The 11,753-nt window shown below is 37.7% G+C and carries 10 protein-coding genes; 6 read left to right on the forward strand and 4 right to left on the reverse strand.

Translation table 11 applies throughout. The features are described 5' to 3' along the window. Nucleotides 1-121: 121 nt before the first annotated feature. The 6 genes from cas5c to cas2 are packed head-to-tail and all read left to right on the forward strand — an operon-like array spanning nucleotide 122 to nucleotide 5,551. On the forward strand, nucleotides 122-862 hold the full coding sequence (gene cas5c, locus ACG3M1_RS21295; protein ID WP_395814572.1) for a type I-C CRISPR-associated protein Cas5c: 741 nt from the start codon (nucleotides 122-124) through the stop codon (nucleotides 860-862). Continuing rightward, entirely contained in the window at nucleotides 846-2,726 is a 1,881-nt protein-coding gene (gene cas8c / locus ACG3M1_RS21300; protein WP_008816402.1) for a type I-C CRISPR-associated protein Cas8c/Csd1, read from the forward strand. The genes cas5c and cas8c overlap by 17 nt, the downstream gene beginning before the upstream one ends. After that, nucleotides 2,723-3,568, forward strand: a complete 846-nt coding sequence (cas7c, locus tag ACG3M1_RS21305) for a type I-C CRISPR-associated protein Cas7/Csd2 (protein ID WP_008816401.1) — start codon at nucleotides 2,723-2,725, stop codon at nucleotides 3,566-3,568. Before cas8c ends, cas7c begins: the two co-directional genes overlap by 4 nt. Then, on the forward strand, nucleotides 3,555-4,223 hold the full coding sequence (gene cas4, locus ACG3M1_RS21310) for a CRISPR-associated protein Cas4 (protein ID WP_008816400.1): 669 nt from the start codon (nucleotides 3,555-3,557) through the stop codon (nucleotides 4,221-4,223). Before cas7c ends, cas4 begins: the two co-directional genes overlap by 14 nt. Next, nucleotides 4,220-5,251, forward strand: coding sequence for a type I-C CRISPR-associated endonuclease Cas1c (gene cas1c / locus ACG3M1_RS21315; RefSeq protein ID WP_008816399.1), 1,032 nt, complete (start codon nucleotides 4,220-4,222; stop codon nucleotides 5,249-5,251). Before cas4 ends, cas1c begins: the two co-directional genes overlap by 4 nt. Nucleotides 5,252-5,257: 6 nt before the next feature. Next, nucleotides 5,258-5,551 carry a CRISPR-associated endonuclease Cas2 gene (cas2, locus tag ACG3M1_RS21320; protein WP_002606249.1) on the forward strand — a complete coding sequence of 98 codons (294 nt, stop codon included), beginning with the start codon at nucleotides 5,258-5,260 and terminating at the stop codon, nucleotides 5,549-5,551. An 847-nt stretch (nucleotides 5,552-6,398) separates the two neighbouring features. Here the strand turns inward: cas2 and ACG3M1_RS21325 are convergent. The 4 genes from ACG3M1_RS21325 to ACG3M1_RS21340 all read right to left on the reverse strand — a co-directional run bounded on the left by ACG3M1_RS21325 (nucleotide 6,399) and on the right by ACG3M1_RS21340 (nucleotide 11,698). Continuing rightward, a complete protein-coding gene (locus tag ACG3M1_RS21325) occupies nucleotides 6,399-7,079 on the reverse strand; it encodes a DUF3307 domain-containing protein (RefSeq protein WP_008816398.1) in 681 nt (226 codons plus the stop codon). Next, the gene (locus ACG3M1_RS21330; RefSeq protein ID WP_008816397.1) at nucleotides 7,072-7,962 is read right to left on the reverse strand and encodes a SatD family protein; all 891 of its coding nucleotides are present in this window, start codon (nucleotides 7,960-7,962) and stop codon (nucleotides 7,072-7,074) included. Before ACG3M1_RS21330 ends, ACG3M1_RS21325 begins: the two co-directional genes overlap by 8 nt. Nucleotides 7,963-8,031: 69 nt before the next feature. Next, nucleotides 8,032-9,516, reverse strand: a complete 1,485-nt coding sequence (gene lysS / locus ACG3M1_RS21335) for a lysine--tRNA ligase (protein WP_008816396.1) — start codon at nucleotides 9,514-9,516, stop codon at nucleotides 8,032-8,034. Between the two features lie 487 nt (nucleotides 9,517-10,003). Further along, nucleotides 10,004-11,698 (reverse strand): M3 family oligoendopeptidase, encoded by a 1,695-nt coding sequence (locus ACG3M1_RS21340; protein ID WP_008816395.1) that lies wholly within the window; start codon nucleotides 11,696-11,698, stop codon nucleotides 10,004-10,006. Nucleotides 11,699-11,753 lie beyond the last annotated feature (55 nt).

The following is an 11,753-nucleotide window of genomic DNA, read 5'->3' on the forward strand; positions in this document are numbered from 1 at the left end:
GTTTAGTTGTTGCTCTCATCTACGTACTTTTTAAACTGCTTTAGATTTTAAATACAATATGATGTTATTTCATACATCATATTGTATATAAAATAAATTTATTAGAAAGAAGGTGAAAAAAATGGAAAAGAAAAACGAAATCACATTCTGCGTAAAAAGTAAATATGCTCTTTTTTCCGACCCGCTTAACCGTGTATCAGGAGAAAAGGTTTCTTATCAAATCCCAACATATGAAGCCTTAAAGGGAGTGGTTAAAAGCATTTACTTTAAGCCGACATTCAGCTGGTTTATTGATGAAGTTCGCATTATGAATGAGATTCAATTCACAACAAAAGGTATTCGACCAATCAATTACCACGGAGGTAATACTCTCTCCTACTACACCTATTTAACAGATGTTGAATATCAGGTAAAAGCACACTTTGAATGGAATCTACACCATGAAGAATTAGAACAAGATCGTAATGAGAATAAACATTGGTTAATCGCAAAGCGCATGGTAAATCGTGGTGGACGAAGGGATATATTTCTTGGTACGCGTGAATGTCAGGCGTATGTAGAACCATGTGAATTTGGTGAAGGAAAAGGTTTTTATGATGACCATACCATAGTGCCTTTCAGTACTATGGTTCATGGATTTATCTACCCAGACGAATGGGTTTGTGAAGAAGAAAAAGGCAAGCTGATTGCGACTTTTTGGACACCAGTCATGAAAAAAGGTATTATTACATTCATCCGACCTGAACAATGTGCAATCAGGCGTATTGTAGGAACCGGCGATATCAAGAGATTTGAAAAAGATATCAATTTTAAGAGTGTTGAACATGAGGAAGGAGGTGAATTGCATGAGTTGGGCGAGTAAATTACTAGAAACCTATGATATATGTCAGAGTGAAGTGGGCAAGGAAAGTGAAACAGGGATGTTATTACCGCTTAGCCACCTAACTACAAAAGCACAGATTGAAGTTGTTTTGGATGAAAACGGAAAATTTATCCATGCAATAGAAATCCCTAATGATGATGCCGTCACTGTCATTCCTGTGACTGAGGATTCAGCGAGTAGATCAAGCGGTATTACGCCTCATCCTTTACACGATAAGCTAATTTATATCTCAAAAGATTATGCAGAATATACTGGAAAACGAAACGATCCGCATGTTCTTGCACACCAAAGTCTTCTAAAACAATGGATAGATTCTTCTTACACCCACTCTAGCATTATACCAATCTATCAATATCTTGAACAAGGTACACTCATCTCTGACTTGATCTCCTGCGATATCTTAAAATTGAATGGAGAACAATTGGATAAGAAATATAAAATCCAGAAAACAGTTGTTCAAACAGAAGCTTTTGTCCGCTTTAAAATCAGAGGTATACAAAAACGAATTGTTGAACCATGGTGTGACAAAATGTTATTCGATGCCTACCACAATTTCTATACCAGTCAACATACCGACGAGGATCTCTGCTATATAACTGGTAAAATGATGTATTGCACAGAAAAACATCCTGCTAAACTTCGTCAAGGAAAAGATAAAGCTAAGTTAATTTCTACTAATGATGCAAACGGTTTTACATATCGCGGCAGGTTCGTTTCTAAAAAAGAAGCGATTTCCGTTGGATATGAAACATCTCAGAAAATTCATAATGCTTTGCGATGGTTGATACAAAAACAGGCATATAAGCAAAATGGACAAACGATTTTGGTATGGAATGCACACTGTGATAACATTATGACGGCATTCGCATTAGACGAAAGCTTATTTCCTGCTTTACCGGACAAAGTAGATACAGAAGAAGATTACGCACAACGTGTAAACAAAGCAATTGACGGTTATAGGCAGAATATCAGCGATCATAATGATAACATCGTCATCATGGCAATGGACGCTGCTACGATTGGTAGATTTTCAATAACCTATTATCAGGAGATAGATGCTTCTACATACTACAAACATCTACAGAACTGGTTCACATATTGTAGCTGGCCTCAATACTCAAAAGCTGATCATATGAGCGATGTAATGACTCCAATTCCCAGAGAAATCATTTCTTGTGCATATGGTACACTGCGTGGTGCATTCTTTGAAGTGGATGATCAGTTGATGACGCTGCAAATGGGACGCCTACTGCCATGTATTTCTGAAGGGAAACCTATTCCGGATGATTTTATCATTCGACTTAACAATCAGATAAAGACCATGTCAACGAATACGAAGTATAACTGGAATAAATGTATCGGTATACTGTGTGCAGTATTCAAAAAATACTGTTACGATAGAGAAGGAGTGAATTGGAGTGTGAATATTATGGAAAACAAAAAATTAGCTAAATCAAATATCCCCTATTTATTAGGAAGAATTCTTGCAATATATGATGCAATTGAACAATATGCTTTAAACATTCAAAAGGAAGATCGTCCAACAAATGCAATGCGTTTATACGCACCATTTCAAGAGCATCCGTTTGTAACGCTTACTACGCTAGATAAGAAAATCAGACCTTATGTTGAGAAACTAGGGAGAAAATGTGATTATCTTCTTTCAATGAAACAGGACTTAATGGAAGAGTTATATACAGAAATGGATATAGAAGCTGTAGAACACATCCAAAACTTAAATGCATATTTTGTCATTGGTTTTGATTGTCAGAGAAATGAAATCAAACGAATCAATACTGAAAGAAAAGAAAAAAATAAACAAAAGGAGGAGTCTAAATTATGACAGCATTCACAAACAAAGTAGATTTCGCAGTTATTTTCACAGTTAACAAAGCTAACCCGAATGGTGATCCACTTTCTGGCAATCAACCTAGAATTGATTTTAAGGGATTTGGAGAAGTATCTGACGTATGCATTAAACGGAAAATTAGAAACCGTCTGCAGGATATGGGAGAAAATATCTTCGTCCAATCTGATGAAAGAAGCAATGATGGATTCAAGAGCTTAAGTGAACGTGCTTCCAATAATAAGGAATTAAAAGCGGTTTTAAAGGATCGTGAAGCTTATGCTTCAGCTGCCTGTAAACAATGGACTGATGTCAGAGCATTTGGGCAGGTCTTCGCATTTAAAGCGAATAATGTTTCTGTAGGTGTAAGAGGTCCTGTTTCTATAAGAACTGCAGAAAGTATCAATCCAGTTGTAACAACCGATATGCAGATAACAAAGAGTGTAAATAGTGAGCCATCCGAAAAGCGTTCCTCTGACACTATGGGAATGAAGCACCGTGTTGATTTTGGTTTATATGTATGTAAAGGAAGTATCAATCACCAGCTGGCAGAAAAAACAGGCTTCAGTGAAGAGGATGCTGAGAAAATCAAAGAAGCTTTATGTTCCCTGTTCATGAACGATGCCTCCAGTGCAAGACCGGAAGGAAGCATGGAAGTTTGTAAGGTATATTGGTGGAAGCATAATTGTTTAGCAGGACAATACAGTTCAGCTAAAGTACACAATTCTTTAAAGGTTGAGGTAAAAAATGATGTGGATACGCCAAATTGCTTTGAAGATTTCACAATCACGTTATCTCCATTAGAAGATCTAGAACCAGAAATTTATGACGGAATATAGTGAAGACGAATTTTTAATGCTTTCAGGTATACAACATTTTGCGTTTTGCCGCCGTCAATGGGCACTCATACATATTGAACAACAGTGGGCAGAGAATTACCGTACGATAGATGGTCAGATTTTTCATGAGAATGCACATAATGGTGCATTCTCTGAAACAAGAAATGGAATACTCATTCGTAGAGGACTCTCTGTATTTTCAAGGACTATGGGTATTAGTGGTAATTGTGATATTGTAGAATTTCATCCATCAGAAGAAGGCATTTCTATTTCAAAAGATTCTAAGCGCTATCTCCCTGTTCCTATTGAATATAAAAGAGGAGAGCCTAAACAATATCAAGCTGATGACTTACAGTTATGTGCACAGGCAATGTGTTTAGAAGAAATGCTTTTGTGTAAGATTGAAAAGGGCTATCTATTTTATGGAGAAACAAGACGAAGAACTGAAGTGTTATTTTCTTCTGACATGCGCAGTACAGTCAAAGCATTTTGTGAAGAAATGCATAAACTGTATTTAAAGCAATATACTCCTAAAGTAAAAATATCTAAAAAATGCAATGCATGTTCTTTAAAAGATATCTGTCTTCCTAAACTGAATCAAAATCCTTCTGTTGATAAATACTTTGATAAATATTTAGGAGATAAAGGTATATGAAAAAACTTTTGAACACATTGTATATAACAACACCTAGGACTTATTTATCATTGGATGGTGAAAACATTATCGCCGCAAAAGAAGATAAATCTGTGTCGAGGTTTCCCTTACATAACATTGAAGGGATTGTTGGATTTGGTTTTACAGGCGTAAGTCCTGCTCTTATGGGTAAATGTGCAGATATGGGAATATCGTTAACATTTATGACGATGCATGGAAGATTTCTTGCTAGAGTTGTTGGAGAGGAACGTGGAAATGTCCTGTTGCGGAAAGAACAATTCAGAATATCTGAATCAAGCGATAAACGTCTTGCATATGCAAAAAACATGATAACAGCAAAGCTAATCAATTCCAGAAATATATTACTTCGTGCCAAACGAGATTATGGTATGAGAATAGATGTTGAAAAAATCGAAACAGCAGCTGAAGCAATCAGATTATCTGCAAATGAAGCTAGAAAAGCGGATTCTGCAGACTCTTTAAGAGGAATCGAAGGCAATGCAGCAAATTGTTACTTCCATGTATTTGATGATTTAGTTCTCCAACAGAAAAATGATTTCTATTTTCATGGTAGAAATAAACGACCTCCGCTAGATAATGTTAATGCTCTTCTTTCCTTTACCTATACACTTTTAGCAAAGGATGTCACATCAGCGCTTGAATCTGTTGGCTTAGATCCTTATGTTGGATTTTTACATACTGATCTTCCTGGACGCACCTCTTTAGCATTAGATTTAATGGAAGAATTACGCTCAATCCTGGCTGATCGTTTTGTTTTATCACTTATAAATATGAATATAGTAACTGCTGATGGATTTACAAAAACCGATAGTGGTGCTGTTTATATGGATGATACGACTAGAAAAGCGGTTCTGTCTTCATGGCAAAAGAAAAAACAGGAAACGATAAAGCATCCATTCCTTGATCAAAAGATAGAGTGGGGTTTGGTTCCTTACGTTCAGGCGCTATTACTTGCTAGAACAATTCGTGGTGATTTACCTGAATATCCACCGTTTTTATGGAAGTGATGAGAAATGCTTGTTATAATAACTTATGATGTCAACACCCAAAACAGCGCAGGTAAAAAAAGATTAAGGAACGTTGCTAAAGTATGTGTGAATTATGGTCAAAGGGTTCAAAATTCAGTTTTTGAATGTGTTATGGATCAAGCGAAATGCAGAGAGGTTAAACACAAGCTTACTGGATTAATTGATAAAGAACATGATAGTTTAAGATTTTACTATTTAGGTAACAATTACAAAAATAAAGTAGAACATATAGGAGTTAAGCCTAGCTTCAATGTTGAAGAAGATGTATTGTTTATATGAATTATTTTGCGCGAACCGTAAGCTCACATGAAACCCTTGGGAGGTTCGCGCCTTAAAATTGCGTTTTATCGCATTTTGTAACAGCTTTTTCATTTTCATAACATTCAATAGTTATGAAAAGAAATGATTTTGTTACAAACGTCTTAAAATGCAATAATTTTCACTGTCTAGCCTCCCTGAGGCTAGTGGATTTAAATTTCAATGTCAGCGATTGCTTTTTTTACAATTTTTCTGTCTAGCCTCCCTGAGGCTAGTGGATTTAAATATATAGATATGCGTAATTGTATCCATCATATTTGGTCTAGCCTCCCTGAGGCTAGTGGATTTAAATTACTTTTAGCAATCGTACAGATACCTGAATAATCTGAGTCTAGCCTCCCTGAGGCTAGACATTTTAAGCTTAGACAAAAAAAGCAAAGCACTCCTTCTAATGCTATATTTTATAAAATCCTACTTATTCTTCATATATGGTATGACTTTAGTAAATCATTGAAACCTCCAAAAAACCTTTATTTATCGTACTTTCGCAAGTTTTAAAAAGTATATACCATTGAATTTATCGTTTTCACGGAAAATTTAGTCTTTTATATGTGCCTATCTGTGAGGTGTAGTGTACCTGTATGTAATTGTATCGGATTACGAGTAAACCAACGAGGAAACGATAGAAATGAGACACTGTACATAAAGTTCCATCAATTACTGTTTTGCAAGTGAATCAGCGTTACTGCAAATTTATTAGCCATTTAAATCTGGATATTTTATTCTATAACGCATACAGTGATGAAGTACATGAAGGTTACATAAAAATATGTACAGAAAAAGAATATATTGATGTGTGTCTTCCTTTTTAAGTGCTTAAAAACTTAATGAGTGCAAAGCAGCATAAAGCTCCAATTGTACTTAATAATGTTCCTATTAAGTACTTTTCTTGAAAATGATTTTTATTATTATTGATATCCTTATATCTAACTAAAGTTTTTGCAGCAATAATAAAACCTATGGTAGAAATAGAATCAAAGATACATAATAAAAAAATTATAATTCTCTCTAAATATGCTATATACGTACCAATTTTTAACTCATGATTACTTTTCTCTTCTTTGAAGATAACTTTAAAGGCCAATGAAATCAATACGCCAGTTGGTTTCACTAATATTAATATCGCTAAAATTGATATTAAAGCCATATTGGATAATATGATTGTTAAATTCATATATGACGAACATAAATAAATAATGAATATATGTATAAACTGGTCACTGCAAAATATTAAGCACTCTTTTTCTTTGTATTTATTTTTCAGTTTAACAGAGCAAACATCGATTAACAGATGAGATAATGTGATTATTATCAATAAGGATACATTTATTTTAAAATAGATAAAAAGTAAAACAAAAGGTATTGAATAAATAATTGAATGTATCAGCATAAAAGTGTTTAAGTTTTCTTTATTCTTTGCTACTTCATCACTTTGCAAATAAAAATCTCCAACAACATGGAAAATAATAAATAATAACATATTATGCATTATCAAGTTCCTCAATCAGCCAACAAGCAACAGAAAAATCAATTTTTCTATTTTCATTTATATTTCCTAAGCGAATATGTTTATCAATATTTTGACGTGTAGTTCCTAATATATCTGAAATCTTTGTAGACATTCCCTTCTTCCATGTATTTTCCACTAACATATTACTATCCTCTAAAAGTTTGCGTAATGGCATAAAATATACTTGACCAATATCATTTGAAATAACTATGTTGTTTTTCAATTCTCCCTTAGGAGAACTTCCGATTCTTGCATAACTCAAAGACTGCACAGGTACTATATTAGCTTTCATCTCTAATATAAAATTTAATTGGTCTTTAAATTCAATGTACGAAACCATAATGTTTTCATCAAAAATTGGATATAATAATTCGGCAATTAATTTAACATTTTGTACATTCACCGATTGTTGTCTTTGAAGCAGCTGTGACGAGTATAACATTGCATTCAAATATTTATCCTTTTTTGTTTTCGTATTTATTCTAATTCCAAAACTATTTTTACCAGAAAAGCTTTCTATAGCATATCTAGCATTATGATATACTTCACCGTCTAATTCGGATGATTTCCAATTTTCATTATCAAATGCTAATTCTCCATATCCAATTCCTGCCCTAATTTTTACTGGATAACAAATCATCATGCAAAACCGAACACATAAATACGCTGCCAATGGTTCATAAAACAAGCCTTGAATTTCATCCCCTGCACTAAACATTAATGGTTTCTTTAAAGATTTATAAAATATTTTATTCAAGTACACAATAATACATTTCATAAATTCTTGGATTTCATTACGATTTTTATATTTCCTAGAATCAACTATGTCAATCATAATAGAACCATACTTTTTATTTGACAATGTCTTCACCTCTTAAATCAAGTATATAGTAAATAGACAAACAACGCAACCCAAATAGGTTGCGTTACTTTATTTATTAAGACGCATATGTGGGAACAGCAACACTTCCCGTATCGTCTGTGAATTTGTCAACAGCATCACCAGTCGGTCAATTCCCAATCCAACACCACCGGTTGGCGGCAGACCATACTCCAATGCCTCCACATAATCCGTATCCATCTCATTTGCTTCATCATCCCCCAGATCACGCAGCTTCAGCTGATTCTCAAAACGCTCTCTTTGATCAATCGGATCATTCAGCTCAGAGAATGCATTCGCATACTCATGCCCGTCAATAAACAGCTCATAGCGATCCGCAAATCTAGGATCCTGCGCATTCTTCTTCGCAAGCGGACTGATTTCCACCGGATGCCCATATACATATGTTGGCTGAATCAGCGTTTCCTCAACATACTTCTCAAAAAACAGATTGATAATATGTCCGACACTGTTATGCTTCTTCTCAACCTCAATATCATGCTCCTTCGCAATTGCACATGCATCCGCAAAGCTCATTTCCTGCCAGAAATCAACACCGCATGCTTCCTTGATACCATCCACCATATGTAATCTCTTAAACGGTGCCTTCAAAGAAATCGTCTTATCCTGCCACTCGATTTCTGTCGTTCCGCATACCGTCTCTGCCACATGATTCAACAGACCTTCCACCAGATCCATCATCCCGCTCAGATCAGAATATGCCACATAGGCCTCCACCGTTGTAAACTCCGGATTGTGTGTAGCATCCATTCCCTCATTACGGAATAATCTGCCAATCTCATATACACCCTCAAGGCCACCGACGATCAGTCTCTTCAAAGGCAGCTCTGTTGCGATACGCAGATAAAACGGCATATCCAAAGTATTGTGATGCGTCACAAACGGTCTTGCACTCGCTCCACCCAGAATCGGCTGCAGCACCGGTGTCTCCACCTCAACCAATCCTTCACCGTCCAGATAATTTTGAATAGCACGGATAATTCTAGGTCTTGTCAATGCGATACGCTTGCTGTTTTCATTGGTAATCAGGTCCACATAACGGCGGCGGAAACGCTCCTCTACATCCTGTAAGCCATGATACTTCTCAGGCAGTGGGCGCAGTGCCTTCGTCAGATGCGTATACACCTCGGCCTTTACAGAAAGCTCTCCATGATTTGTCTTCATGACCTTTCCTTCAATTCCTACAATATCTCCAAGATCCGACTTCTTGAACACCTCATAGGCCTCTTCACCGATAACATCCTTACGAACATAAATCTGAATCTGTCCGTCGATATCCTGAATATGCATGAAGCCGGCCTTTCCCTGACGTCTCTTCGTCATGATACGTCCCGCAATTTTCACTGTCAGATCTTTTTCTTCCAGCTCTTCCTTCGTACAGTCTTCATATGCTGCACGTATTTCTCCGGATTTGTGTGTTCTCTGATATGCATGCCCGAACGGCTCGATGCCCATGGCACGCAGATCTTCCATTTTCTGTCGACGGATAACTTCCTGTTCAGTTAACTTTTCCATAATCTGCTCCTTTTCTATTTCCATATAAAAAGCTCTCTTCCAACATAGGGACGAGAGCTTCATCGTGGTACCACCCTAATTCGCCGGCAGGTTTCCCCGCGCAGCCTTAGTGACTGTGTTTCAAGTCTCTTCGTAACGTGAAGGAAACGTCCTGATCGGAAAGCTCCAAGTCTTTATTTCCTGCAGGTTCCACTGCTGCACTCTCACCAAACGTGCATACTCTCTGAAAGCTTTCACAAACAGTACTCTCTTATCACAGCCATATTTACGATTATGATTATATAGACAAACCCTGCCTTTGTCAATCGAAAACTCCTTAAAATTACCGATAAAACAAGGCTTTCCATGATTCCTTCCTTATGGTGAAAGGTTTACGAATACCATGTGGATGACAAGCCCTTCAAATGCTTCAGCACTTCATACAAGCCCTTCAGCTATCGCTGTCGGCACGCCATTTCAAGAATATGCAGCTTCCCCGTTACCGGCATCAAAGTGCTTTGTCATCCACCTGATCCAGATAGCTGCGCACTGCCTTCATGACATCCTTTAAGCACCCATCCGCAAATGGAACCTTCAGATTCGCTGCCGCAACGATTTGCGTGAATGTCTTCGTTCCACCAATCTGACAGATGCGATAATAATCCTCAAATGCGTTTTCATCCTTCTGATACAGACGATACCAGAACTGCAATGCACACACCTGTGCCAGTGTATAATCAATATAATAGAACGGTGTCATAAAGATATGACTCTGACGGAACCACCATCCTCCATTCTCCAGAAATTCACAGTCCGTATAATCCTTATGCGGCAGATACTGTTTTTCCAATCTTCTCCAGGTCTGCCGTCTTTCCGCCGGTGTCATTTCCGGATGCTCATACACCTCATGCTGGAAATGATCCACCAGAACGCCGTAAGGGATGAACTTAGCGGCTCCGCCAAGATGAAGGAATCGATACTTGTCCGCATCCTCCTCAAAGAAGGTCTCCATCCACGGCCATGTAAAGAATTCCATACTCATAGAGTGAATTTCACAGCTCTCATAGGTTGGCCAGATACACTCCACCGGTCGGATTCCCATGGAAGTAAACACCTGGAAGGCATGCCCTGCCTCATGAGTGAGAACCTCCGCATCATGGCTTGTCTTATTAAAATTACTGAAAATAAACGGAGAGCGATCTTCGGCAAACACGGTGCAATAGCCTCCGCCTGCCTTTCCCTTTTTACTGTCAAGATCCAGCAGGTCATGCTCCACCATGAAATCAAAGAACGTTCCACAGCGTTCATCCAGCTCATGATACATTGTGTTTGCGCGTGCAATCATTTCCTGTGTATCGTATTTCGGTGTCGGGTTGCCGCTTGCAAATTCGTATTTTTCATCGTATACGTGCAGCCTGTCATAGCCTAAACGTTCCCGCTGCCGTTCATATAATGCATTGCATAACGGTACAACATCCTCCAGAACCTGCCGGCGGTAATTTGCCACATCCTCCTGCTTGTAATCAAAGCGGCACTGCAGCATATATGCCAGCTCAACATAATTCTTATAGCCCAGCTTTTTCGCCATGCGATCGCGTACCTTAACCATGCGGTCATATAAATCATCAATCTCATCCTGGTGTGACTGCATCCATCCCCAGTATGCCTGGGTGGCACGTTTACGAATGTCACGATCATCACATTCCATCTTTACACCAAGCTCTGATAGAGTATAGATATCACCATCGAAGGGAATCTGTGCACTGGCTATCAGCTTCTGATAACTGCTCTGCAAACGGTTTTCCTCCTGCAGCTCTTCGATTATTTCATCACAAAAGCTCTTCTGTGCAAACTCCGCAAGCAGGAAATAGGTTTCCGGAACATCCTTTTTCAATTCCTCCGCAAACGGTGAAGCCAGCACCTCTTTGTCAAACGCCGTTGTCAGGGACTTCATCTTCGGCATTGCCTCGTCCCAGTAATCGTTTTCCTTCTGATAAAAGGCATCGTTTGTATTGATCGTATAGCGGACATAACAGATATTATACATCGTATCCAGATGCTCAAATGCCCGTTTCCCCTCATCAAATGCTTTCTTGAAGCTTTGATAGTCCTTTGCTTCCTTCAGCCTGGTGCCTGCCTGCTGCATTGCCTCTGCATAAGCCTCATAGCTGTAACGCTCATAGTTATAATCCTTAAATTTCATGCTATCACCTCATCAATCATTATACGAGATATTTCATGTAAAAGATATCCAAACA

Origin of the sequence: Clostridium sp. 10cd*, assembly GCF_044336395.1 — a bacterium.
Classification (GTDB): Bacteria; Bacillota_I; Bacilli_A; order Erysipelotrichales; family Erysipelotrichaceae; genus Clostridium_AQ; species Clostridium_AQ innocuum.